General features: G+C 51.7%; 16 protein-coding genes and 3 pseudogenes. 12 read left to right on the forward strand and 7 right to left on the reverse strand.

Annotated features, from left to right (window positions below):
• Window positions 1-67 precede the first annotated feature (67 nt).
• Complete coding sequence (locus HRU77_05030; protein QOJ20114.1) at window positions 68-223, forward strand: hypothetical protein; 156 nt, start codon at window positions 68-70, stop codon at window positions 221-223.
• Window positions 224-491: 268 nt separating this feature from the next.
• Window positions 492-2950 (forward strand): annotated as a pseudogene (locus HRU77_05035) (cation-transporting P-type ATPase).
• 60 nt (window positions 2951-3010) lie between these two features.
• On the opposite strand, the gene HRU77_05040 reads toward HRU77_05035, so the two are convergent.
• The 3 genes from HRU77_05040 to HRU77_05050 are packed head-to-tail and all read right to left on the reverse strand — an operon-like array spanning window position 3011 to window position 4893.
• Window positions 3011-3430: a biopolymer transporter ExbD gene (locus HRU77_05040; protein QOJ20115.1), complete on the reverse strand. Its 420-nt coding sequence runs from the start codon at window positions 3428-3430 to the stop codon at window positions 3011-3013.
• Window positions 3430-4188 (reverse strand): MotA/TolQ/ExbB proton channel family protein, encoded by a 759-nt coding sequence (locus HRU77_05045; GenBank protein QOJ20116.1) that lies wholly within the window; start codon window positions 4186-4188, stop codon window positions 3430-3432. Before HRU77_05045 ends, HRU77_05040 begins: the two co-directional genes overlap by 1 nt.
• Window positions 4189-4191: 3 nt before the next feature.
• On the reverse strand, window positions 4192-4893 hold the full coding sequence (locus tag HRU77_05050) for an energy transducer TonB (GenBank protein ID QOJ20117.1): 702 nt from the start codon (window positions 4891-4893) through the stop codon (window positions 4192-4194).
• A 309-nt stretch (window positions 4894-5202) separates the two neighbouring features.
• Between HRU77_05050 and HRU77_05055 the strand changes: the two genes are divergently transcribed.
• The 7 genes from HRU77_05055 to HRU77_05085 all read left to right on the forward strand — a co-directional run bounded on the left by HRU77_05055 (window position 5203) and on the right by HRU77_05085 (window position 13544).
• Window positions 5203-5694, forward strand: coding sequence for an RDD family protein (locus HRU77_05055; protein QOJ20118.1), 492 nt, complete (start codon window positions 5203-5205; stop codon window positions 5692-5694).
• 214 nt (window positions 5695-5908) lie between these two features.
• A complete protein-coding gene (locus HRU77_05060; protein ID QOJ20119.1) occupies window positions 5909-6850 on the forward strand; it encodes a GGDEF domain-containing protein in 942 nt (313 codons plus the stop codon).
• Between the two features lie 177 nt (window positions 6851-7027).
• On the forward strand, window positions 7028-9328 hold the full coding sequence (locus tag HRU77_05065; GenBank protein QOJ20120.1) for a DNA translocase FtsK 4TM domain-containing protein: 2301 nt from the start codon (window positions 7028-7030) through the stop codon (window positions 9326-9328).
• A gap of 56 nt (window positions 9329-9384) precedes the next feature.
• Window positions 9385-10011: an outer membrane lipoprotein chaperone LolA gene (gene lolA / locus HRU77_05070; GenBank protein ID QOJ20121.1), complete on the forward strand. Its 627-nt coding sequence runs from the start codon at window positions 9385-9387 to the stop codon at window positions 10009-10011.
• Entirely contained in the window at window positions 10004-11323 is a 1320-nt protein-coding gene (locus HRU77_05075; protein QOJ20122.1) for a replication-associated recombination protein A, read from the forward strand. Before lolA ends, HRU77_05075 begins: the two co-directional genes overlap by 8 nt.
• A 178-nt stretch (window positions 11324-11501) precedes the next feature.
• The gene (gene serS, locus HRU77_05080; protein QOJ20123.1) at window positions 11502-12809 is read left to right on the forward strand and encodes a serine--tRNA ligase; all 1308 of its coding nucleotides are present in this window, start codon (window positions 11502-11504) and stop codon (window positions 12807-12809) included.
• Between the two features lie 51 nt (window positions 12810-12860).
• The gene (locus HRU77_05085; GenBank protein QOJ20124.1) at window positions 12861-13544 is read left to right on the forward strand and encodes a hypothetical protein; all 684 of its coding nucleotides are present in this window, start codon (window positions 12861-12863) and stop codon (window positions 13542-13544) included.
• A 42-nt stretch (window positions 13545-13586) separates the two neighbouring features.
• Here HRU77_05085 and HRU77_05090 read toward each other — a convergent pair whose 3' ends face one another.
• A complete protein-coding gene (locus HRU77_05090; protein QOJ20125.1) occupies window positions 13587-14474 on the reverse strand; it encodes a recombination-associated protein RdgC in 888 nt (295 codons plus the stop codon).
• A 46-nt stretch (window positions 14475-14520) separates the two neighbouring features.
• Here HRU77_05090 and HRU77_05095 point away from each other — a divergent pair, with 46 nt between their 5' ends.
• Entirely contained in the window at window positions 14521-14853 is a 333-nt protein-coding gene (locus tag HRU77_05095) for a DUF2007 domain-containing protein (GenBank protein QOJ20126.1), read from the forward strand.
• A gap of 14 nt (window positions 14854-14867) precedes the next feature.
• On the opposite strand, the pseudogene HRU77_05100 reads toward HRU77_05095, so the two are convergent.
• A pseudogene (locus HRU77_05100) lies at window positions 14868-15885 on the reverse strand (Fic family protein).
• A gap of 374 nt (window positions 15886-16259) precedes the next feature.
• A complete protein-coding gene (locus tag HRU77_05105) occupies window positions 16260-18377 on the reverse strand; it encodes an AAA family ATPase (protein ID QOJ20127.1) in 2118 nt (705 codons plus the stop codon).
• A gap of 285 nt (window positions 18378-18662) precedes the next feature.
• Between HRU77_05105 and HRU77_05110 the strand changes: the two genes are divergently transcribed.
• Entirely contained in the window at window positions 18663-20882 is a 2220-nt protein-coding gene (locus tag HRU77_05110) for an RNA-binding transcriptional accessory protein (GenBank protein QOJ20128.1), read from the forward strand.
• An 85-nt stretch (window positions 20883-20967) separates the two neighbouring features.
• Here the strand turns inward: HRU77_05110 and HRU77_05115 are convergent.
• Window positions 20968-21051: pseudogene (locus tag HRU77_05115) on the reverse strand (IS1595 family transposase).
• A gap of 464 nt (window positions 21052-21515) precedes the next feature.
• On the opposite strand from HRU77_05115, the gene HRU77_05120 reads away from it, so the two are divergent.
• Window positions 21516-25805, forward strand: a complete 4290-nt coding sequence (locus HRU77_05120) for a calcium-binding protein (GenBank protein QOJ20129.1) — start codon at window positions 21516-21518, stop codon at window positions 25803-25805.
• Window positions 25806-26043 lie beyond the last annotated feature (238 nt).

The following is a 26043-nucleotide window of genomic DNA, read 5'->3' on the forward strand; positions in this document are numbered from 1 at the left end:
TAAGTTTCAACGTGACATTAAATTTGTTGATAAACAATTTTTGATTTTAATAACAAAGGAGATTTTCATGAAATACTCACTTTTAGCTATCGTCCTTATCGCGTTTACCTCTACAGCTTTACTCGCCGGATGTGGTGAGCCCAAACCATATAATAAACCGCCAAGCTTATATAAAGATCCTGAATCAGGCGAAAGGCTGGGTGCCGAAGCCGGTAAAAAATAATCGGTTGATTGATTATCAAACGGCTCCTATCAGGGGCCGTTTTTTTATTGAGGATTATTCGGCAGGGATAATTCTCTTAATCACAATTCCAATCTTCTCACAGCAACCATAGCGGCACCGCTATAGTTCACAATTGTTACTTTAATGTAGCAATACAGCGTAAAAAAGTACCTGGCAAAGTTTTTGTGCAAAAGGGCTGAAGTGAAAACACAATCCGGTTTTTTTCGAATAGAAGCTATCCAAACAATCTATTAAGTGTAACGCTATGCTGCGTCTCGCCCCTTTGGATCGTTTAAATGGTCTTGGTTCATTGCAAGATGGCCTTGATTCCGGGCAAGTAACAATACGGCGGCAGCGATATGGCGATAATCGCATCGTTGAAACGCCGCAGACCGGCTGGCAAGATATTCTGCGCAACACGGCCAAAGATCCGATGCTGTGGTTCCTGCTTGGCACCAGCGCAGTATTTCTGATCATTGGGGAATTTACGGAAGCAGCCATATTGCTCGTAGCGGTGCTCCCTTTTGCCGGTATGGATGCCTATTTGCACCGGCGCACGCAGGCATCCATTGCCGGTCTAAGTGATTGCCTGGCGGCGCAAGCTACCGTCATACGAGACGGCCAGCAACTTCGTATCGCCGCCACGGAGCTGGTTCCCGGTGATTTAGTTCTGTTAAGTCCGGGGGAATCTTGTCCGGCCGATGGCTTAATTGAATACAGCAACGATGTATTGTGCGACGAATCGCTGCTGACCGGTGAATCTGGTCCTGCGCGCAAATATGCAGTCGCTGCCTTACCGCGGCGCGAATGCGATGCGCACATCGCCAGTGAATCCTGGTTGTTCACCGGTACACGCCTGCTCAAGGGCAATGCCCGGCTGCGGGTCGTTTTCACCGGTGTGGAAACTCTTTATGGCGATATCGTGCATTCGGCCATGCTGGGCACCCATGCGCGCACTCCGCTGCAAAATGCGGTTGGAAGTCTCGTTACCGTACTGATCGGTGCGGCCACGGTCATATGCCTGGGCTTGGCATGGGTGCGCTGGGAGCAAGGCCGCGGATTGCTAGATGCGTTGTTAAGCGCGGTTACACTGGCCATTGCCGCGCTGCCCGAAGAATTTCCCGTCGCTCTGACTTTTTTTCTCGGTGTCGGCGTCTATCGCTTGGCGAAGCGGCGTGCATTGGTGCGGCGCGCTGTCGTGGTCGAAAACATTGGCCGCATATCGTGTATCTGTTCCGATAAAACCGGTACACTGACAGAAGGCCGTCTACGGTTAGCGCATCGCTATCCGGCAGAGGGTATGAGCGAAGAACGCTTGCTGGAAATTGCCGCGATGGCTTCGCGACAAGAAACAAACGATCCGGTCGATTTGGCCATCTTCAATTCATTGGCAACAACGTTGCAAGCAACAACGGTTGAAATTTTTCCATTTACCGAAGACCGCAAATGCGAAACCGCGATCATTCGATGCAACGGCGCGCTTCTCGCCGCCCTCAAGGGTGCTCCGGAAATTGTGCTGGCGCGCTGCACGCTGCCAGACACGATGTTTGCCGAGTGGCAAGCACGCATCGATTGGCTGGCGGATGGCGGCCATAAAGTGATCGCATGCGCCTGGCAAGCACTCGATGGCGCAAGCTGGCATGGCGGTGAACCCGACCGTGATTTCATTTTCGCCGGGGTGCTGGCGTTCGAGGATCCGGTGCGTGCAGGCGTAGCGGAAGCCGTTCGTCAATGCCGCGATGCGCACATCCGCATCATCATGATCACCGGCGACCACCCCGCCACCGCACGTGCGGTTGCTAAAGAGATCAGTCTAGGCGCAATCGAACCCTGTGTGGTCACCGCAGATGAAATCCAGACCCGGCTGGATCGCGGCGAAGCAAATGTATTGCGCGCTGTGGATGTGATCGCGCGCGCAATTCCCGCGCAAAAGCTGCTGCTGGTGCAAACACTGCAAAATAATGGGGAAATCGTCGCCGTAACCGGTGACGGCGTGAACGATGTACCCGCGCTGCAAGCCGCCGATATCGGTATCGCCATGGGACAACGCGGCACCCGCAGCGCGCGCGAGGTCGCCGCCATCGTTCTGCTCGACGATAATTTCCACAGCATTGTGCGCGCCATCGCGGAAGGGCGGCAATTATTTACCAATCTGCAATTAAGCTTCCAATACTTGCTGATGATCCATTTGCCGCTGGTGCTCACGGCCGCGATCATTCCATTGGCCGGGTATCCGATGCTGTATTTGCCGGTGCATATCGTTTGACTGGAACTCATCATTCACCCCACCGCGCTGCTAGTATTCCAGGAAATGGCTGCGGACGGCAAGCTGACGTACCAGCCGCGTTTGAAGGAGCTGCGCTTCTTCACATCCTGGCAGTGGTTTGTAATTGCATTGACAGGATTCACCATAACCGCCATCGTGATGTTCGCTTATATCTGCAGTCTTGGAGCAGAACACGATGTCGAACACGCCCGTGCGATGGCGCTGGTGACCTTGACCGCCGCCAGTGCCGGAATCACGGTCATGTTAAGCTAAGCGGCCTGCGATCACGTGCCGCTTGGCTGATCACCGCAATAACGATCGGGCTGGCTTTGTTGCTGGTTCAAACACCGGCGCTGGCCGGAATCCTACACCTTGCGCCCCTGCACTTCGATGACTGGCTACTGGCCATTGCTGGTGCAATGACTGCTGCGGCATTAACCTTGCTCGGTCGAGCAAAATAGCGTATCGGCTAATCGGATCGGCAATAACAGACCCGCATCAGCTGCGGTTTTGAATGACAGTCACTTTTCAGAAGGATCGGTAATAAAGCCGATTTTCGTCATGCCAGACTTGGCTGCAATACTCATAAGCCGCGCGACATGTTCGTAATGCGCCAGCTTATCGGCGCGGATATGCAGTTCCGTATTGGGCGCTTGCGCCACTTTGGCTGTAAAACGCGGCGCCAGTTGTTCCAACGCCACCGGTTCGCCGTTCCAGAAAAGACTGCCGTCGGCGCGAATCGCCAGCTCGACATGTTCAGGCTGGGTGATATTGGGATTGCTTTCCGCTTTGGGCAGATCAACCTTGACGGAATGCGTCAACAGTGGAGCCGTGATGATGAAGATGATCAGCAGCACCAGCATGACGTCCACCAGCGGCACTACATTGATCTCCGACATGGGCGCCTGACGCCCGCTATCCTGCATGCTGCCGAACGCCATTATTGCCCCCTTTCCATTGCAACATCGGCGATTCCGGTTGCAGCAGCAACCTGCGATTGCGATTCGGCAGCCGGTGATTCATTGTTATCGCCGACCGTGATCAGGATGAACAGATCGTGCGCGAACGCTTCAAGGCGCGCGAGCCAAATGCGGTTGCGGCGGACAAACGCGTTATAAGCCAGCACCGCCGGAATGGCCACCGCCAACCCCAGCGCGGTCATGATCAACGCTTCGCCGACGGGGCCAGCCACCTTATCCAGGGTGCCCTGGCCAGAAAGTCCGATCTGGATCAGCGCATGATAAATGCCCCAAACCGTTCCGAATAAGCCGATATAAGGTGCCGCCGAACCCGCTGTGGCAATCAATGTGAGGCCATTTTCAACACGTGTTGCTTCCTGATCGATACCGTTACGCAAGGTACGTGTCAGGAATTCACTGGTGCCACCGGCTGCGGCCAATTTGTGCGAGCTGTGGATTTTAGAATCGGCCGCCGCATCGATACCCAGCTTGGCAAGTTCTGCGAATGCATTATCCGGGGCGGCATTTTTGAACTCGGTATGAACCGCCTGGAGTGAATCGAAACTCCAGAAGTGTTTCAAAAAAGCTTCGGCGCGGCGCTTCGCGATCAGATTCGCAATACTTTTTGCAATGATCAGATACCAGCTCGCAACCGAGAGTGACAACAACAACACCAGCACGCTCATGCCGACGCCGTCGATCTGATCGAGAAAATGAGAAAAACCAAGCCCTTGTTCCATGAATTAATTTCCTTGCAGTACAAAATTAAAGGGTTGTAAGGCCACCGCCCGCACCGGCTGGCCATCGCGCAGCGAAGGATTGCATTGCCAGCTCTTCACCGCGCTCAGTGCCGCGGCGTCAAGCCGTTCATAACCGCTGCTATTGAGAACTTTTGCATTATCGATGTGCCCGTTTTCATCCAGTTCCACACGCAATATCAATTTCCCTTCTTCGCCCATGCGCCGTGAAATTGCCGGATATTCGGGCGGCGTCAGTTTGGGGCAAGATACCGCTAGCTCGGAGGACAGTGCCACGGGTGCCGCTTGTGCTGGTTTGGGTGTTGCCGCAGGCGCAGGCGCCGATTCTTTAACCTGCTCGGCCGGTTTCGGCGGTTCCGGTGCGGGTTCAGTCTGTTTCTTTTCGGCGGGTGCCTGGGATTTCGCCGCAAGTTGCTCTTGTTTCGGTTTGACGACAGGCTTCTTCGCCGGTTGCAGTTTAACCGGCGCGGGCTCGGGTGATGCTTTAGGCGGTGTAACCGGCGCGGGTGGCGTGATCAATTCGGCAAACAAAGTCATCGCCTGTTCGGGATGCGGAATCAGACGCTGATGCCACAAAAAATAAAACAGCGCGGCATGCACGGCAATTACAAACAACAACCCAGGTAATGAGATAAGACGCTGCCGTTGCTCAAAATACTCGATATTTTTGCGGGATAATGAGTGCATTACAGAATAAACAAATCAGACGAACTTCTCACTTACTTGATCCAAAATACACCGAACATCAGCAATTTTGTTTTTTTCTCATACTGGCCAAATCCTGAAAACCGCCCTGCGCTGCAGTAATATGCAACCAACTTCAGAATAAACTAATTTCCTAACTATAATAACGGAAACGATAATAATTATCAATAACTGAAGCTTATATTAAATTCCATTTCAACATACAATGATGAGTTTACCGGTTTTGCAGCGATTTATTCGCTATTAGCACATTGCGGCAATTTCATTACTTCTTATTCACTAAAACCTAACATGACTTATTCCACACCTGGGTTCTGGCGGCGCACCATCTGCCTGATTTATGACTTTCTTCTGATATTGGCTATTTTGTTTATCGCCAGCTTCATTTTTCATTTTATTTTTAGCGATACGCAAGCAGCCTATTTCAAACCGCTCTTTCAATTTTATCTGTTTATTATCATGGGGTATTACTTCACTTGGTTCTGGACGCATGGCGGGCAGACGCTGGCGATGCAAACCTGGAAGATGCGGCTTGTATCCGCTGATGGCCGCAGTCTGACGAAAAAACAAGCTGTTGCCCGCTACCTATTTTCCTTAACGGGTATTTTCTTTTTTGTAGTCGTCAATTATCTATTCCCCATTAATTTTATTTCCTATCAACAACTCGCACTGGTCAGCGTGTTGATTTTCGGCTCCGGATTTATTTGGGCTTTATTCGACCCCGATCACCAATATCTGCATGACCGGCTGGCCGGAACTCGCATTATTAAACTTGAAGGTTGATTACCGGCTACAATTTCCTATGATACCGTTACCGGTAAATACGCGTTTACCGGCAAAAATTTATAAGCAGATTTTACGATCTCATCTTCAAAAGAAGATATAATGAATTGATTGCAATCCGATTATTCGGATATTTATTTACTTGTAAAGATTGCTTTATAGAACTTAGAACCTGAAACATGTAAGCAGCTTAACTTTTCAAATTTTCGGACCGATGCGCAGCCAAATACTCTCAGCAACCGCAGCTTTGAAAATCTTTTTCAGAGAATGTGCAATCCAGGCAAATATGCTCATTATCATAGCCTTAATGCTTTGCATTTTTGTCATCGATTTAAATACGCCATTGGGTGTAGCTGCGGCGGTACCGTATGTGCTGGTTATCCTGGCTAGTCTATGGGTAAGCGGAATCCGGTTTACTTATTTCATTGCCGCTTTGTCGTTTGTATTTACCATTACCGGTTTCTATTTATCACCCGGCATTGTCATGCCGATGAATATTGTGCTGTTTAACCGCGCCTTGACACTCTTACTCATCATTTGCTCGGCGTTGATGGTCATTAAAATCAAAAAAGCGAACATCGACATGTCCGCTTTGATGACACAGATGCTGATCGATCCGGTAACCGGATACAAAAACAGACAAGCTTTCGAAACCGAACTGGATACCGAGATTCTACGTTCGCGGCGCTATCACCGCAGTTTCTCCATCGCGATCGTCGATATCGATCTGCTCAAGCTATTCAGCGATGACTATGATTACAAAAATAACAATGATTCGATAAAACAGATCTCGCAAGAAATTAAAACCAACATCAGAATCACCGATCTGTTCTATCGCATTGATATCAACGTCTTTGCCATTTTATTTCCCGAGACGGATTTATGCGAAACGAAAAAAGTGTGCGAATCGGTGCGCAAAAAAGTTTCCGCCCGGATGGATAAGAATACCGAGAATAAAATCATGGTCAGCATCGGCATCGCCATGCTGGATGAAACCGATAATAAGCTGAAACTGTGTAAACGCGCTGAAGATGCGCTGTTTATCGCCAAGCGTAATGGCGGAAACCAGGTTTCGACATTGCCGCAGATCGCCAATAAAGACAAACCGGCAGTCGCTGCTATTTTATCGCGCTCACGGTCAACCGATACCGTTTAGGTGCCTTCGCGGGGCTTATTTTTCCAAGTTTAAACGCTGATACCCTCCCCAGCCATTTGCAACTGTCTGTCGGCACGGTAATAAAATGCATTTACCGCAGTATTGAAAAATTACTGCGCATTCTCTTATATAATTCAGCGTATCCGTCAGACCCAATGATTCCTTCCTGAGATACCCATGAGTTTAATCAACAAGCCGATGGCCAAGAAATCAAGCGGCCATTCCTTCTCACCCAGAGTCGCCCGGTTATTGCGGGAATCCGGTTTGCTGATGCTGATGGGCGCCGCGCTTTATCTGGTATTGATATTTTTCAGTTACGACCGCGGCGACGCCGGCTGGTCGCATAGCGGTGATTTCAATCAAGTGCGGAATGCCGGCGGGCACGCCGGTGCGTGGCTGGCGGATTTGCTGCTGTACTTGTTCGGCGCGTCGGCCTGGTGGTGGGTGGCCTTCTTTCTCTCCGCAATCGCCTGGAGCTACCGCCGCATCGACACCGCCGGAATTTTTGACCGTCACTCCCTGTTCCTGACCTTGGGTGGTTTTTTCTTACTGCTGACCGCCAGCAGTGGATTGGAGTCGCTGCGGTTTTATTCCATCAACATCGCATTGCCGTTGATGCCGGGCGGCATGCTGGGTAACACCATCAGCCATTATCTGGCGCAAATCCTCGGCTTTACCGGCGCGACACTAACCTTGCTGATCCTGATCGCGGTCGGTTTCAGTCAGTTTACCGGTTTGTCGTGGGTGCGTTTTGTGGAAAAAATCGGTGAAAGCATTGAAAATTTGCTGTTGCTGCTAAAAGAAACCTGGGAAACCCGGCAAGATAAACTGGCCGGCATGATCGCGTCACAAGTGCGCAAAAAAATCGTCGAAACTGAAAAGAAACGCATCGAAAGCACACCGGTGCTGCATATCGAACCGCCGACGACGACCATCATCAAGTCGCAGCGCATCGTCAAGGAAAAACAACCCTCGCTGTTCTCCGACCTCCCCGACTCACCGCTGCCGCCTTTGCATCTGCTGGATGAGCCGGAAAAAGACTTTGAAGTGCTGTCCAAGGAAACGCTCGAATTCACATCCCGCTTGATCGAACGCAAACTCAAGGAATTCGGCGTCGACGTCAAAGTGGTCGCCGCCTTTCCCGGTCCGGTCATCACCCGCTATGAAATCGAGCCCGCCGTCGGCGTAAAGGGCAATCAGGTCATCAATCTGGTCAAAGATCTGGCGCGTGCATTGTCCGTGGCCAGCATCCGCGTGGTCGAAACCATTCCGGGCAAAACCAGCATGGGATTGGAAATCCCAAATCCAAAGCGGCAAATTGTGCGCTTGCAGGAAATTCTCAGTTCGCAGGTCTACGCCGATTCCGCTTCCCCGCTCACTATCGCTTTGGGTAAGGATATCAGCGGCCGTCCGATCGTCTCCGATCTGGCCAAAATGCCGCATGCACTGGTCGCCGGAACCACCGGTTCGGGCAAATCGGTTGCGATCAACGCAGTCATTCTAAGCTTGATTTATAAAACCACGCCGGAACAAACCCGCCTGATCCTGATCGACCCGAAAATGCTGGAACTATCCGTGTACGAAGGCATTCCGCATTTGCTGACACCGGTGGTCACCGACATGCGCGAGGCCGCCAGTGCGCTGCACTGGTGCGTGGGTGAAATGGAACGGCGCTATAAGCTGATGTCAGCGCTGGGTGTGCGCAATCTCAGCGGTTACAATCAAAAAATCCAGGAAGCGGCCAAAAATGAAGAGCCTGTGGTCAATCCTTTGCTGCCACCCGGGGAAGAAGCCGAATATCTCGGCGAACTGCCGCTCATCGTCGTGGTGATCGACGAATTGGCCGACCTGATGATGGTCGCCGGTAAAAAAGTCGAACACTTGATCGCCCGGCTGGCGCAAAAAGCGCGCGCATCCGGCATCCATCTGCTGCTGGCGACACAACGCCCGTCGGTCGATGTGATTACCGGTCTAATTAAAGCCAACATTCCGACCCGCATCGCCTTTCAGGTGTCGAGCAAAATCGATTCGCGCACCATTCTCGATCAAATGGGTGCCGAAGCCTTACTCGGCCAAGGCGACATGCTGTATCTGCCGCCCGGCAGCGGCTACCCGCAACGCGTGCACGGCGCGTTTGTCGCCGATCACGAAGTGCATAAAGTCGTGGAGTACCTAAAAGAACACGGCGAGCCGGACTACATCGAAGAAATCCTGCAAGCCGGTGATGGAGAAAACGATGGTAACGGTCCGGTTGAAATCAAAAAACCATCGGAAGGGGAAGCCGATCCACTTTACGACGAAGCGGTCGCTATCGTCGTCAAAACCCGTCGCGCATCGATTTCTCTGGTGCAGAGGAATTTGCGCATCGGCTATAATCGCGCCGCCCGCCTCATCGAAGACATGGAGCGCGCCGGTTTGGTCTCATCGATGCAAAGCAACGGCAACCGGGAAGTATTGGCTCCGGCGCGCAACGAATGATCCGCCTTCCAGCTGCGATACCCTACTTTAATTCACAACGACAGATTAGGAATTTTATGCTCCGCTCAAGCCGCTTTGTTTTGCTTCTGCTCTTTGGCAGCCTGATACCGCTGTGCACCGAAGCGGCCGCCATTGCCAGCCTGAAAACGTTCATCCAGGAAACGCGCACGGTACGCGCAAACTTTTCCCAGACGGTGTACGACAAAAGTGCGCGCACGATACAAGAATCGAAAGGCACGATGCAATTCGAGCGCCCGGAGAAGTTCCGCTGGACCTATGAAAAACCGCACGAACAATTGATCGTCGGCGACGGCAGCAAAGTGTGGTTTTACGACCGCGATTTGAATCAAGTCACCGAACGGCCATTCAATATCGCCATCGGCAGCAGTCCGGCCGCGCTATTGGCGGGTAGCAGCGCCATCGAGGACAATTTCGAGTTGATCGAGCTGGGTGTGCAAAACGACATGGAATGGCTCGAAGCCGTCCCGAAAAGCAAGGAAAGCGCGTTTGAATTCATCCAGATGGCTTTCTCGCCGGACGGCACGCTCAGAATCATGGCATTGCGCGATAGTTTCGGCCAGACCACTATCCTGTCCTTTTCTGATTTGGACAAAAACCCCGCGCTGCCCGCCGATTTGTTCAAATTCACACCACCCGACAAGGCCGACGTCATCCGTGAGTGACTCCGGCCTGTTTGCACCGCATCAACCCAAAGTACCGCTGGCCGAGCAGTTACGCCCCAAGCATCTGAACGACATTATCGGGCAAAGCCATTTGCTCGGAGCCGGAAAACCGTTGCGCCTGGCGTTTGAATCGGGCAAACCGCATTCGATGATTTTGTGGGGCCCCCCGGGAACCGGTAAAACTACGCTGGCGCGCATCATGTCGACCGAGTTCAACAGCGAATTCATCGCACTGTCCGCAGTATTATCGGGTATCAAGGACATCCGCGCCGCCATCGAGCAAGCCGAACTGACGTTGCAACAAAGCGGACGGCATACCATCCTGTTTGTCGACGAAGTGCATCGTTTCAACAAATCGCAGCAAGATGCTTTTCTGCCGTACGTCGAACAAGGCTTGATCACCTTTGTCGGCACAACTACGGAAAACCCATCGTTTGAAGTCAATAACGCGTTACTGTCGCGCGCGCAGGTTTATGTGCTGACCACCCTATCGGAAACGGAATTGGCGCAATTATTCGAGCGCGCGCAAAAGCTGGCGCTCGGCAATCTGCAATTCACCGATGACGCGCGGCAGTTGCTGATCGAATTTGCCGACGGCGACGCCCGCCGTCTGTTGAACTTGCTGGAACAAATCCAAACCGCGGCGGAAACCGGAGGCATCACGTCTATCGACAAGGATTTGGTCGTGAATACCCTGTCGCGCAATGCGCGCAACTTCGATAAAGGCGGTGATGCGTTTTATGATCAGATTTCCGCACTGCACAAATCGGTGCGCGGCTCTTCGCCGGACGCGGCGCTTTATTGGCTGTGCCGCATGCTCGACGGTGGTGCCGATGCGTTGTATATCGGGCGGCGGCTGGTGCGCATGGCGACCGAAGACATCGGCCTGGCCGATCCGCGCGCGCTTCGCCTGACGCTGGACGCATGCGAGACTTTTGAACGGCTGGGCAGCCCGGAAGGCGAGCTGGCATTGGCGCAAGCGGTTTTGTATCTGGCCTGCGCGCCGAAAAGCAACGCCGCTTATCTGGCTTACAATAAGGCGCGCTCGTTTGTCGCCCACGATAAATCGCGGCGCGTGCCGCTGCATCTGCGCAATGCGCCGACGAAGCTGATGAAGGACATCGGCTACGGCGATGCTTACCGCTACGCACACGACTGCCCGGATGCGTATGCTGCGGGAGAAAATTATTTCCCGGACGACATGCCCGAAGTCAGTTTTTATCAGCCGACCGCTTACGGCCTGGAACAGAAAATCCGGGAAAAGCTGGCTTATTTGCGCAACTTGGATGAGAAAGCCCGGCATAAAATATAAGGAAGCTCTGAAAAATGACTGCGCTCGGTCATGCTGTGTTGAAATCAGACTCAAAATGCTCATTTACACCTTGTAAACTGCGCTTTTTCGCCCGATTTCGCCTTGCCTGACCGTCCTCGCTACCTTTTCCAGAACTTCCATAGTACTTGTTTACATCGATTAATCTTGGAGCCCTTGCATGTTAGAAATTCAACAATTACGCACCGACCTGGACAACGTCACACAGCAACTCGCCAAGCGCGGATTCGTTTTTCCTGTGGAATCCTTCAATGCGCTGGAAGCGGAACGCAAAAAAATCCAGACGCAAACGCAGGAACTGCAAGCGCAGCGTAATTCGGCATCGAAAAGAATCGGCCAGGCCAAAAGCAAGGGCGAGGATGTTTCCGCTATCATGGCCGAAGTCGCCAATCTGGGCGATGCCTTGAAGCAAGCGGAAGATCACCTCGAGCAGATTCAGCAGCAACTGCAGAAAATACTGCTGGAAGTACCCAATCTGCCGCACGCCAGCGTGCCGGAGGGCAAGGATGAAACCGGCAACGTGCAAATCCGCCGCTGGGGCGAACCGCGATCGTTCGATTTCGAAGTCAAGGATCATGTCAGCGTCGGCGAAGGTTTGGGCTTACTGGATTTTGAGACCGCCGCCAAACTCAGCGGTGCACGTTTCAGCCTGATGAAAGGCGGCTTGGCGCGCCTGCACCGGGCTCTGGCGCAGTTCATGCTGGATACGCATACGCAGGAACACGGCTACGAGGAAGCTTACGTGCCCTATCTGGTCAGCCGTGACAGCTTGCGCGGCACCGGGCAACTGCCGAAGTTCGAGCAGGATTTGTTCGCCGTTTACGCCGGTGGCGTGGATTCCGCCGGCACGCCGGAGTACCACCTCATTCCGACTGCGGAAGTACCCATCACCAACATGGTGCGCGATGAAATCGTGCCGTTGCAGTCGCTGCCGCTGAAATACGTGGCGCACACGCCGTGTTTCCGTTCCGAAGCGGGTAGCTACGGCCGCGACACGCGCGGGCTGATCCGTCAGCATCAATTCGATAAGGTCGAGCTGGTGCATATCGTGCATCCCGATCAATCGTATGACGCGTTGGAACAGCTGGTCGGGCACGCGGAAAAAATCCTGCAGAAACTCGGCTTGCCGTACCGCGTCATGACGCTATGCACCGGCGACATGGGCTTCTCGGCGGCAAAAACCTACGACATCGAAGTGTGGCTGCCGGGGCAAAACACCTACCGCGAAATCTCCTCGTGCAGCAATTGCGAAGCGTTTCAGGCACGGCGCATGCAGGCGCGCTTCCGCAACGAAAACGGCAAACCGGCGCTGGTGCACACGTTGAATGGCTCCGGCCTGGCCGTGGGGCGCACGCTGGTGGCGGTATTGGAAAACTATCAGAACGCCGACGGCAGCGTCACCATCCCGGAAGTGTTGCGCCCTTACATGAATGGTCTTGACCAACTGACGAGTAGCAGAGGACAATAAAAACGGGCCTTATCTTTTCACCCTTCTTATTCTTATAAAGGATGCATCATCATGGAAAATCAAAATACCGGTCAATCCAGTCATCAATCCGGCGATGATCTTAAATCGTTGGAAGCCGAAATTCGTGAAGCGCTTGCCAACGGTACGCATGTCAAGGAAACGGTGCATCGGTTGACGCTGAAAGCCATGAATGCCAAAAACATCGATTTGGATTCGTTACAACGCATCGTCACCGCTGTGTTGCAAGGGGTGCACGACGGCGCGACGCAACAATTACAACACGCCGCCGACCAGACCCAAGCGGCGAAATCGCAAGTTACCGAGGCAGTTGCCGGATTGGACGCGGCGCTGGCCGGTTTCGCACAAGCCTCCAAGCTGGCTGTTGAAGAAGCGGCCGGCCAAGCGAAGAAATTCTCCGAGCAGGAATTGACGCGCACCCGTTCCGACCTCGAAGGATTGGAAAATCTGTTCCTGGATACCTTGCATCAGACCGCCACGGCGGCGCAGGGATTGCTATCCGATGTCCTGCACGACTTAAGCCGCCATGCGAAAAACAACGGTACCGCAGTCGGTTCGCAACTCAAGGAAACGCTGGCGACGTTTGCGCAGCAAGTCGCTTCCGTCGGACATGCGCAATTGGAAACCGGCGCCAGCTTGGCGCACACCACGGCGGACATCATCGGCAAAATCGCCAGCGGTGTGCTGTCGGGAATCAATGATCAAAGCAAGAAATAGCGCAAATTGAAACGATCATAACCGGTTTGCGCCAGCAGCCGGTCAATCGCGGTCTTCGCCGCCCAAGGCATCGATCAGGTCGGTGATCAACTGACTCAGTTCACCGGTCATGATGGTGAAATCGCTGACAAACAATTCTTCCGCGCTCTCGGTGGACTCCTTCAGAATATCCTGCGGTGCAATGCGCCGCAGTTGCAGGTTGTCTTGCAGCACAAACGAAATCTTGCTGTCCCAGGTCAGCGCCAGCTTGATCGCTTTCTTGCCGGCGCGGATATGGCGCGCGGTTTCCTCCGCTTCCAGGATGTGATGGGAATATCGGATGATTTCTTTTTCATCGCTCATCCCCTGCAATTCGCAATCGCGGTCGACGGTAAAAATCGACGGCAAATCATCGCCGCTCAACCAGCGCGTCATCGCCGACGACGGTGAAATCTTGGTATCCAGCGGCGCCAGCGTGATGCCCTGCACCGTTTTAATCAGCACTTCGATGAATTCCTCGGCCTTGTTGGCGCTGGACGTATCCAGAATCAGCCGGTTATTCAACATATCGATCCAGGCGTAGGTTTTATGGCGCTGCGCAAACGCGCGTGGCAGCAGCTCGATCACGGTCGCTTCTTTGATATCGCGAATTTGCTTCTTGCCCGCTTTATACCCCTGCATCTGTTCGATTTGCGTGATCCGGTTCTTGGCGTGTTGATTGATCACCGAGGCCGGCAGCAGCTTCTTCTCCACCCCAAACGCAATCAGCCAATGCTGGCCGTAGGCATGGACAAAATTCGGCTGCTCGTCGCGCGGCGTCAACCAGCCGCGGCTCTGCGGCTCCATTTGCGTGCACGGTTGCAGCGCATGCTGCGACAACGCCTGTTCCAGGCTATCCGGAGTTATATTCCCGCCGGTAATACGATAAGCTTGTATATTTCTGAACCACATAGTTTTTGTCAGTTAATCGATTGATCTGTTGGGTACTCATCACGGCATGAAAAAAATTTATTCCGCCAATAATCTGATGGAAGCGCAGATAGTACTTGATCTACTCGCACACGCCTACATTCCGGCGCAAATTTTCAACCAATACGCGCAAGGCATGGCCGGAGAAATACCGGTTCACCACGCCTGCCCGGAAGTATGGATCAAGCGCGATGAGGATTATGAACGTGGCAAACAGGTGATTGAAACCTACGAAAATACCCCGGTCACTACCGGCAACGTGCAATGCCCCTCCTGCGGCGAGGAGAATCCGGCCAATTTTCAGTTGTGCTGGAAGTGCGGGGGTGGATTGGAAACGGCAGGAAACCGTCAGCTTACTTGATCGTTAAATCCGGTTCATTGATCGGCATGCCACTGCAACCAGTCCCTTCCCTTAACGGTCAATCGATAACGCTGTTTGGGACTGCGCGGTAAATCCGGTTCTGTGCGCTCGATCCAATCACCCGCCAATGCTGGATTCAAATAATTTTCCCGAAAAGTCGGGCGATGCACGAGTCCTAAAGCCTGCATCAAATCACCGCTGCTTAATTTCACCGTTACCAATCCCCCGGATCAGCGCTGCAACTTGGTCGGTTACTTGGTCGGTTACTTGATCGGCGCCCGTTGCTTCTCGAATGGCGGCATGCAGCGCATCGAGCATGAAAGCGATGAACGGTGCCGCATTCGCTTGCTTATCGGCTGCCGCCAGTGCTTGGTAGTAACTTTCTTGATGCTCCCGGATCACCGTTTCCACCGGCAGATAAACCAGCAAAGGCTTCCAATCACGCAAGATCAAGGTTTGCCACAACCGTCCCATGCGACCATTGCCATCAGCAAAGGGGTGAATGAATTCAAATTCGTAATGAAAGACACAACCGGCAATCAACGGATGCTCGGTAGTCGTTGCAAGCCATTTGAGCAGATCGACCATTAGTTGCGGTACCCGGTTGGCGGGCGGCGCCATGTGTACCAACTGTTTGCCCTGAAAAATACCGACCCCGCCGGAACGATAGCATCCGACCTCATCCATCAAGCCTCGCATCAACACCTCGTGCGCCGACAGCAAATCCCGCTCGGAACTGGCGTGCCACCCCTCCAAAGCCTCGTAGGCGGCAAAAGCATTGCGCACCTCCTGAATCTCACGCGGATGCCCCAATACCGGCTTGCCTTCGATCACCGCAGTCACCTGCTCCAGCGTCAACGTATTGTTCTCGATAGCCAGCGAAGCGTGAATGGTACGAATGCGATTCTCCCGGCGCAAACGCGGCGTCAGACTCTGCTCGGCCAGCACGGTGTAGCGGCCGATGGTTTCGCTGATCGCAGCAACCAGATTTACGATTACCGGGGTGATGGTGTAGGGCAGTTGGTATTTCATATTCCATCCCTCATCATTTGAAACGACACGATCCGTATAGCGATTTGCCGCGATGCATTTCTGGATATAACGGTTTTTACCACAACTTTATTACAGTCAACTTTGGCAAATCGTGCCGCGAAGATATCGTAAAATATACCCAAGTCCTATGCATGATCCAAAACAATCCAGTGAATTTTCAGTTGTACTGAAAGTGCGATAGTGGCTTTGAGGTTGTGCACCATAAGCAGTAGTAAAAGGCTGTAAGTTTCTTTAATCGGGTGATCATCACAGATTCGATATACTGTGCTCTCCTTATTTATAGCAAGGTATGTGAAAAGCACAACTTTCCAAAAGATTTCTGCAAAAAAACCAAACTTACCTTACCTGTAGCATCAGGATTCTTTATTGCGGCGCTCCGGTGTCGTTTGTTGTTCTTTAATTTTCTTAGCAATTTCTTCATCAGACAAGATTTCTATCAACCATTCATAATTTTTAGCAATTGATGAGCTCCGAATGTATTGCACCAGTTTTTCTGCATCTTCTATAAGGGTGAAGTGGGAATCACGAGCTAAGCTTTCTTGAGTAAAGTCTTTTAGAAAAGCATCTAGCCCATCTTCCGTTCTGCACATTTGATCAATTGCTGCGTAGACTTCGGAATAATCATTACCGCTAAATTGTGCGAAGCGATATAGAATCAGATGAAGATAAATTTCTTGAAACAAATTATTTTCCTGAATGGATTTTCTTACTCGATTAAGCCAGATATTCGCCGCTTGATCGACTAATTCGCTACTGGAGATCAATTGTTGTTCAGTGTCTACTTTGTCGCTAGGTCGAATAATCCATTTTCCTTGATTTTTTACAGCAATAAATAGCACTATTACAGAAATAGACAATGGTGAATTATTTACAATGTCTTGAAAGCATTGTTCATAATTCAGAGATTTTAATCGCAGCAGCCGTATCATTAAATCGGTGATACCCCTTGTAAGTTCTTTGGTTAGCAGAGAGTCGTTAGTTAATCGTTGTGAGATTTTTGTTAGTTTATCAATACATCCTTTAATATCTGGTTCTTTGCATGATGGTGCATAGGCGCTCAACCAATTCAACAGAAACAGTTTTCCCTCGCTATCTTCGCGATTCAATTCTTTTTCTAGCTCTTCCGGTTCCATCAGAAGTTTATGGATATCTTTAACTTCAGGAACTTCTTCAATTGAAGTTAATGAGAGTAAGCGAGCTAACCGATCCGGATCAGCTATTCTTAAGTGATCTACAAATTTGAAATCGTCGCCATTTCTTTCTTGTTTTTCAAAAAGAAACAAGCAGGTTTTGTTTGCAATTTGAAGATCATGTTCATCATCTTTTGGTAGATGTTTTAACCAAGTATGTTCTGCTTCATCTTTTCTTGATCCAAGGAATACGCCCCAATCAAATGCATCTTGTTCACTGATTATGTTGCCTTGATATAGGTGACCGGTAAAGTCAGCCGAATGCTCATAAATTGCTTTGCGAACCGCTGGAAAACGTTGAGAAAGAGCCTCAAACGCGATGACATCAGCAGTATTAACTTCACCCTGTATGGCCGGCAAGCTCAGGCAAAGCCGGTTTGTGATTCTGATGACATCGCGGGGATGGCGCGATAGCTGAGTCAATAAGACGATCGCTTCTTCATAACGATCACTTTCATATGACTGCAAGTCGATTTCGAGTTGCTTTAACAGATCTCGAATTTTTCCGTCAGCAAATCGCTTGAGTTGCTTCCTTGATAGCGGTGGGAGCGGATAAGCAACTTGTACAATTTTTTCCAAATAGAAAAGACCGGATTTTTCATTTTCGGCTAGGGCCCGGGCAATGATGTTTGGATCATAGGCCAGCAGGTAGGTGATTTGCGGAAAATCGGCTACAGCTTTGATTGCCTGAATCATGATCCGTATTTCTTCAGCAGGAAGACGATCAAGGTCGTCAATAACAACAATTATTGGGTGATCCAATTTTTCCAGTGCATTGATGACATCATTCTTTTTTTGTGCCAAATCCATGTCGGGCAATAGTTTTTTAATGTCATCAAGATTTTCTTGTGCTGCTTCAGTGGCATCTTCAGCTATATGGCCAGCCCAGGATAATGCGGGAATGTATTTAAGTGGTTTTAGTAAGCGAACAAAGTTGATTAATTTCTGACTAGCATTGATCCCTTTTTGTCCTTTAGCGACTTTCTTACCAATTGAAGCTGCAATTTGTTCGATCAGGATTTCAACCAAGGCGCCGGTAGTGCTAACCATCCAAGGATTGAAATCGATAACGATCGTTCTTTTATTTTCTCTGAGATTTTTTGCAATGAATCCGATTAGCGTGCTTTTTCCTGAACCCCATTCTCCTTCGATCCCTACAACCAATCCACGGCTTTTGCTCGGTAGAACAAGAAAACGGGCCAAACTTTTTGCAAAAGACTCGCGGCCGAATGCATCGTCCGTTGCTGGAAGATCGTGAAGAAAATTGGAATAGGGTGTCATGGATTAAGTTTTCTAATAAATTATCATAAAACCCGGATTTCACGATCGAGCCACGCTTGGGATATCGGTAGCAGCTTTTCCAATCACAGTATCAATTTTTCCCATTGAGCCGGTTCCTTTTCAAAGCTCAAAAGATGAACTTAGTATCATAGTTATCAGAAAACAGAGATTTCAAAATATCTGAATCGGGTCTGTCGCGTCAATGCTATTCTACGTGACCGATTGCGATCCCGCCGTCACTTGGTTTACCATCCCTACCCACTTCAACGACCGAAACACCACTCCATGCTGCCATCCATCGAACAACGCCTCGCCACCGAACTCGCGGTTAAATTCTCGCAAATCCAGGCCACTGTGCAATTACTCGACGATGGCGCGACGGTGCCATTTATCGCGCGTTATCGCAAGGAGGCAACGGGCGGTTTGGACGATGCGCAGTTGCGGTTGCTAGCTGAGCGGTTGCATAGTTTGCGCGAGCTGGAGAAGCGGCGTGCGGCGATTATTGCGGCGATTGAAAAGCTCGGCAAGATGACGCCACCATTGCTCGATGCGTTGATGCACGCGACGGATAAAGCGCATCTGGAGGATTTGTACCTGCCGTATCGCAAGAAACGCCGCACCAAGGCACAGATTGCGATGGAGGCGGGTTTGCAGTCGCTGGCGGATACGCTGCTGAACGATCCTCGGCTCGATCCGCTTGGCGAGGCCGCCAAGTACCTGAAAGCGCCGTTCACCACCGAAGAAGGTGATAATCCCGGAGTGGCGGATGCGGCTGCTGCTTTGGAAGGCGCTCAGCATATTCTGATCGAGCGTTTCGCCGAGCACGCGCCGCTGTTGCAAACGTTGCGCGACTACCTGCGCACACACGGTGTGCTGACGGCGAAAGTAGCCAAGGACAAAAAAGATAGCGATACCAAATACACCGATTACCACGACTACAGCGAAGCGATCGGCAAAATCCCATCGCACCGGGCGCTGGCGCTGTTGCGCGGTGAGCGCGAAGGCGTGTTGAAATTGAAGCTGCTGCTGGATTCCGAATTGGAGGAAAAAGCCCGCAACTTGATGCTCAACCCTTGTGAACAACAGATCGCGCGGCAATTCAACATCCGCGACCAGAACCGTGCGGCGGATGCTTGGCTGATCGACACGGCGCGTGCCGCTTGGCGCACAAAAATTTTCTCGCACCTGGAAACGGAATTGATGAGCAATTTACAGGAGCATGCGGAAACCGAGGCGATCCGGGTGTTCGCGCAGAATCTCAAAGCGCTGCTACTGGCCCCGCCCGCCGGAGCGCGCGTCACCATCGGCTTGGATCCGGGCTTGCGCACTGGCGTGAAGGTGGCTGTTGTGGACGCAACCGGCAAAGTGCTCGACACCGCGGCGATTTATCCGCATGCGCCGAGAAACGATTGGGATGGCGCGATTGAAACGTTAAAGCAGCTGGCTGAGCGTCATCAGGCAACGCTGATCGCCATCGGCAACGGCACCGCGTCGCGCGAAACCGACCATCTGGCCAAGGAGCTGATCAAGCGTTATCCGCAACTCAAGCTGACCTCGATCATGGTGTCGGAAGCCGGGGCATCGGTGTATTCCGCGTCCGAACTGGCGTCCGAAGAACTACCTGATTTGGACGTGTCGCTGCGCGGCGCGGTGTCGATCGCGCGGCGTTTGCAAGATCCGCTCGCTGAATTGGTCAAGATCGATCCGAAATCGATCGGTGTCGGCCAGTACCAGCATGACGTCAATCAAAACCAGCTGGCGCAATCGCTCGATGCGGTGGTGGAAGACAGCGTCAACGCCGTCGGCGTCGACGTCAACACGGCTTCCCCGGCGCTGCTGCGCTATGTGGCCGGACTGAGCAGCAAGATCGCACACAATATCGTCGCTTACCGCGACGGCAAGGGCCGATTCGCCAAACGTGCCGAATTGCTGAAAGTACCGGGGCTAGGCGAAAAAACCTTCGAGCAAGCGGCCGGATTCCTGCGCATTCCGAACGGCGCCAACCCGCTCGATGCCTCGGCCGTGCACCCGGAATCGTACCCATTGGTCGAACAAATTCTCAATGATATTAAACTGAATGTCACGGCATTGATCGGTAATTCATCCGCGTTAAAATCGATCCGCCCAGAAAAGTACGTCACCACGCAATTCGGTCTGCCGACCGTGAAAGACATCCTGCACGAACTGGAAAAACCCGGCCGCGACCCGCGCTCCACGTTTAAAACCGCGACGTTCAAGGAAGGCATCGAAACGATGAAGGACTTGCACCCCGGCATGGTGCTCGAAGGCGTGGTCACCAACGTCGCCGCGTTCGGCGCGTTCGTCGACATCGGCGTGCATCAGGACGGCCTGGTGCATATCTCGGCGCTGGCGGATAAATTCGTCAAGGATCCGCATAGCGTCGTCAAGGTTGGCCAGGTCGTTACCGTCAAGGTCGTTGAAGTCGATGAGAAGCGCAAACGGATTGCGCTGACGATGCGGTCGAGTGGCAAAGTAATTTTATGAAGGTCGAATTCAACACAAAACTTCTTACCATCAATCCATTAATTTTCCTTAAGGAGCGGCTGTAGTAGATCAGATTAAATCTAGTCCAAAGTTTGAGTATTTTTAGTTGATGTGTAGGTAATCCATAATTGAATCTAAACTCACATTCTTTGAGAAACAATGAAAACGATCCTTTAGGGAAACGCTGAACAAATCCTGAAGTTTGTTGAGATAATAGATTTTCTGACGATCCAATAATGTTAAGCGAGTGCGTTTGTGTATGTTCATCTACAGTATTCTCCTGAATACTGTAAACAATGTTAGGAATTCTTACAACTAATCTACTACAGCCCCCCCCTCCTTAATCAACTTTCTGTTTGACGCTTCACTTCTCATTACCTCCTCCATTTTGTAGTTACATTCTTACAATCTGGATATTTATCCCAATAAAATTAGTAAATTACGTAGGCAAATACCATCTATTTCTCCAGAATGAATTCTGCTAGTCTGCATTTCCTGGAGGCTGTTAGCTTCAGATTCAAAACTTGCATCGAAGACAAGTATCAGTTAGTACCCATGAGATTCACCAGATCACACAAGTAGTAGCAAGCCAATGAACAAAAATAATTTTTTCTATTACAAAAGGATATCAAAATGGCTACCAAAACAATAAATGGCACGGATAGCAATGATACAGTAACGATTACGGACAGCACGTCAACGCCAGGGTTTGACGTCAACCTCAATGCGGTGGCAAGCGGCCCCTTTAACGATGACACGCTGATCATAAATGGTAAATTCGGTTCGGATACCATCAACTTGGCCGGACTGACCTCGGCTTCTGGCGTAATTAGTGTCACCATCAGTGGCGGTGGTAATGACGATAACTTGACCGGTAGTGCACTCGCTGATACCTTCATTGTCAATGGCACTGGCGAAGGGTTTGATATTTACAATGGCGGCGATGGCACGGATGCCATCAAGGCGCAGGTTGCTGGCACCAATATCGGCCTGAAGGGCAACTTCACATCCAGCAACAGCATCGAAGAAATAAGCGCCAACGGCTTTGCCAACGTCAATGTGATCGGCGATGACACCGGCTCGACGCTGGATTTCTCTGCAACCACCTTGACCAACGTCACCGTCGATGGCCGCTTCGGTAACGATACCATTACCGGCAATGGCGACGATAACACCATTCGGGGCGGTGGTGGCGATGACATACTCAATGGTGCGGGCGGTAATGACACTTTCTTGGTCAACGGTACGGGAGAAGGGTTTGATACCTACAACGGTGGTATCGGCGATGATGTCATCAAAGCTCAGGTGAACGGAACCAATATTGGCTTAAAAGGCAACTTCACATCCAGCAACAGCATCGAAGAAATAAGCGCCAACGGCTTTGCCAACGTCAATGTGATCGGCGATGACACCGGCTCGACGCTGGATTTCTCTGCAACCACCTTGACCAACGTCACCGTCGATGGCCGTTTCGGTAACGATACCATTACCGGCAATGACGACGATAACACCATTCGGGGCGGTGGTGGCGATGACATACTCAATGGTGCGGGCGGTAATGACACTTTCCTGGTCAACGGTACGGGAGAAGGGTTTGATACCTACAACGGTGGTATCGGCGATGATGTCATCAAAGCTCAGGTGAACGGAACCAATATTGGCTTAAAAGGCAACTTCACATCCAGCAACAGCATCGAAGAAATAAGCGCCAACGGCTTTGCCAACGTCAATGTGATCGGCGATGACACCGGCTCGACGCTGGATTTCTCTGCAACCACCTTGACCAACGTCACCGTCGATGGCCGTTTCGGTAACGATACCATTACCGGCAATGACGACGATAACACCATTCGGGGCGGTGGTGGCGATGACATACTCAATGGTGCGGGCGGTAATGACACTTTCCTGGTCAACGGTACGGGAGAAGGGTTTGATACCTACAACGGTGGTATCGGCGATGATGTCATCAAAGCTCAGGTGAACGGAACCAATATTGGCTTAAAAGGCAACTTCACATCCAGCAACAGCATCGAAGAAATAAGCGCCAACGGCTTTGCCAACGTCAATGTGATCGGCGATGACACCGGCTCGACGCTGGATTTCTCTGCAACCACCTTGACCAACGTCACCGTCGATGGCCGTTTCGGTAACGATACCATTACCGGCAATGGCGACGATAACACCATTCGGGGCGGTGGTGGCGATGACATACTCAATGGTGCGGGCGGTAATGACACTTTCCTGGTCAACGGTACGGGAGAAGGGTTTGATACCTACAACGGCGGCGATGGTACGGATGCCATCAAGGCGCAGGTTGCTGGCACCAATATCGGCCTGAAGGGCAACTTCACATCCAGCAACAGCATCGAAGAAATAAGCGCCAACGGCTTTGCCAACGTCAATGTGATCGGCGATGACACCGGCTCGACGCTGGATTTCTCTGCAACCACACTGACCAATGTCACCGTCGATGGCCGCTTCGGTAACGATACCATTACCGGCAATGGCGACGATAACACCATTCGGGGCGGTGGTGGCGATGACATACTCAATGGTGCGGGCGGTAATGACACTTTCTTGGTCAACGGTACGGGAGAAGGGTTTGATACCTACAACGGTGGTATCGGCGATGATGTCATCAAAGCTCAGGTGAACGGAACCAATATTGGCTTAAAAGGCAACTTCACATCCAGCAACAGCATCAAGGAAATCACCGCCAATGGTTTTGCCAACGTCAATGTGATCGGCGATGATAACGGAAATACACTGGATTTCTCCGGCACCACACTGACCAACGTCACAGTCGATGGCCGCTTCGGTAACGATACTATTACCGGTAATGCGACTGCCAATACACTTCGCGGTGGTGAAGGTGCCGATACCATCAGGGGCTCTGCCGGAAACGACACGCTGTTTGGCGATGGAGGTAATGATACATTCACAATAAGTGGCAGTGGCGATGGATTGGATACACTGAATGGCGGTACAGGAATCGATAAATGGCTCGGCAGCTCAGGCGCCGATTATTTCTTCGTCAGCGGTACCACCAGCAATCTGGACAACCTCACTTCCATCGAAGCCATCGATGGCGGCGCAGGCTATGACCGCATCTTCGGTTCCAGCGGTAACGATACTATCGATTTCAGCTCTGGCAATCCTTCCCTTGCCAACATCGAAGAAATCGATGGTGCTGCCGGTAATGACACCATCGTTGGCACCGGCAATGCCGATGCCATCAGAGGATCGGCCGGAAACGATAACTTGAGTGGTGGACTGGGTAACGATACCTTCCTCGTCAGTGGAAGTGGCGACGGGCTGGATCAAATCGATGGCGGCGACGGCTCCGACACCTGGCTCGGCAGCACAGGCAACGATTATTTCTTCGTCAGCGGTACCACCAGCAATTTAGATAACCTCACCTCCATCGAAGCCATCGATGGCGGCGCAGGCTATGACCGCATCTTCGGTTCCAGCGGTAACGATACTATCGATTTCAGCTCTGGCAATCCTTCCCTTGCCAACATCGAAGAAATCGATGGTGCTGCCGGTAATGACACCATCGTTGGCACCGGCAATGCCGATGCCATCAGAGGATCGGCCGGAAACGATAACTTGAGTGGTGGACTGGGTAACGATACCTTCCTCGTCAGTGGAAGTGGCGACGGGCTGGATCAAATCGATGGCGGCGACGGCTCCGACACCTGGCTCGGCAGCACAGGCAACGATTATTTCTTCGTCAGCGGTACCACCAGCAATCTGGACAACATCGAGGGAATCGAAGCTATCGATGGCGGTGCAGGCTATGACCGCATCTTCGGTTCCAGCGGTAACGACATCCTCGATTTCAGCTCTGGCAATCCTTCCCTTGCCAACATCGAGGAAATCGATGGTGCTGCTGGCAATGACACCATCGTTGGCACCGTCAATGCCGATGCCATCAGAGGATCGGCCGGAACCGATAACTTGAGTGGTGGACTGGGTAACGATACCTTCCTCGTTAGTGGAAGTGGCGACGGGCTGGATCAAATCGATGGCGGCGGCGATTCCGATACCTGGCTCGGCAGCTCAGGCGCCGATTATTTCTTCGTCAGCGGCACCACCAGCAATTTAGATAACCTCACCTCCATCGAAGCCATCGATGGCGGCGCAGGCTATGACCGCATCTTCGGTTCCAGCGGTAACGATACTATCGATTTCAGCTCTGGCAATCCTTCCCTTGCCAACATCGAAGAAATCGATGGTGCTGCCGGTAATGACACCATCGTTGGCACCGGCAATGCCGATGCCATCAGAGGTTCGGCCGGAAACGATAACTTGAGCGGTGGACTGGGTAACGATACCTTCCTCGTCAGTGGCAGTGGCGACGGGCTGGATCAAATCGATGGCGGCGGCGATTCCGATACCTGGCTCGGCAGCTCAGGTTCCGATTATTTCTTCGTCAGCGGTACCACCAGCAATCTGGACAACCTCACTTCCATCGAAGCCATCGATGGCGGCGCAGGCTATGACCGCATCTTCGGTTCCAGCGGTAACGATACTATCGATTTCAGCTCTGGCAATCCTTCCCTTGCCAACATCGAAGAAATCGATGGTGCTGCCGGTAATGACACGATAACCGCTTCCACTTCCCTAGCAACCAGCTATCGTGGTAGTGCCGGTGCAGACACGTTTGTCGTCACCAACTCCTCCGCAGAATCGACGATTCTGGACTTTGATGACACCGGTGATGACCGTATCGACCTGAGCAGTTTCGGGTTATCGCTGGCACAGGTTCAGGCATTGACCACGCAGTCCGGAGCGGATATCCGTATCGAACTGACCGCAGCCGCAGGAAGCAACGGAGCAGGAACAGGAGACATTATCCTGGTGGGTACAACTCTGGGCAGCTTGGATTTCACCGGATCAACCGACTTCATCGTCTAATCCCCGGTGTAAAATCCCGGATCAAAATGCAGTATTGCAAGGCGGAGCCTCGGCTCCGCCTCTGTCTTAGTTGTAATACAGCCTTTTATCTTGCTTCCAAAACACTCCTTCTCCCACTCCTTTCTTTCTTGCTTTCACCTCCCCGTTTCAGCCTGTGACAAATTGGCCGGGAGTAAACATGCAAAAAACAATGTGACAATTTGCCACATTTTTATAGACATACTCGCAATACATAATC

It is taken from the genome of Gammaproteobacteria bacterium, from assembly GCA_015709615.1.
In the GTDB taxonomy this organism is placed as follows: Bacteria; Pseudomonadota; Gammaproteobacteria; order Burkholderiales; family Nitrosomonadaceae; genus Nitrosomonas.

Excerpts from the sequence above, each read along its gene's own strand:
- HRU77_05055 (QOJ20118.1), top strand. The coding sequence starts at position 5,203 with ATGACTTATTCCACACCTGGGTTCTGGCGGCGCACCATCTGCCTGATT.
- HRU77_05085 (QOJ20124.1), top strand. The coding sequence starts at position 12,861 with ATGGAAAATCAAAATACCGGTCAATCCAGTCATCAATCCGGCGATGAT.
- HRU77_05120 (QOJ20129.1), top strand. The coding sequence starts at position 21,516 with ATGGCTACCAAAACAATAAATGGCACGGATAGCAATGATACAGTAACG.
- HRU77_05045 (QOJ20116.1), bottom strand. The coding sequence starts at position 4,188 with ATGGAACAAGGGCTTGGTTTTTCTCATTTTCTCGATCAGATCGACGGC.
- HRU77_05040 (QOJ20115.1), bottom strand. The coding sequence starts at position 3,430 with ATGGCGTTCGGCAGCATGCAGGATAGCGGGCGTCAGGCGCCCATGTCG.
- HRU77_05095 (QOJ20126.1), top strand. The coding sequence starts at position 14,521 with ATGAAAAAAATTTATTCCGCCAATAATCTGATGGAAGCGCAGATAGTA.
- HRU77_05105 (QOJ20127.1), bottom strand. The coding sequence starts at position 18,377 with ATGACACCCTATTCCAATTTTCTTCACGATCTTCCAGCAACGGACGAT.
- HRU77_05050 (QOJ20117.1), bottom strand. The coding sequence starts at position 4,893 with ATGCACTCATTATCCCGCAAAAATATCGAGTATTTTGAGCAACGGCAG.
- HRU77_05090 (QOJ20125.1), bottom strand. The coding sequence starts at position 14,474 with ATGTGGTTCAGAAATATACAAGCTTATCGTATTACCGGCGGGAATATA.
- lolA (QOJ20121.1), top strand. The coding sequence starts at position 9,385 with ATGCTCCGCTCAAGCCGCTTTGTTTTGCTTCTGCTCTTTGGCAGCCTG.
- HRU77_05065 (QOJ20120.1), top strand. The coding sequence starts at position 7,028 with ATGAGTTTAATCAACAAGCCGATGGCCAAGAAATCAAGCGGCCATTCC.
- serS (QOJ20123.1), top strand. The coding sequence starts at position 11,502 with ATGTTAGAAATTCAACAATTACGCACCGACCTGGACAACGTCACACAG.
- HRU77_05060 (QOJ20119.1), top strand. The coding sequence starts at position 5,909 with ATGCGCAGCCAAATACTCTCAGCAACCGCAGCTTTGAAAATCTTTTTC.
- HRU77_05030 (QOJ20114.1), top strand. The coding sequence starts at position 68 with ATGAAATACTCACTTTTAGCTATCGTCCTTATCGCGTTTACCTCTACA.
- HRU77_05110 (QOJ20128.1), top strand. The coding sequence starts at position 18,663 with ATGCTGCCATCCATCGAACAACGCCTCGCCACCGAACTCGCGGTTAAA.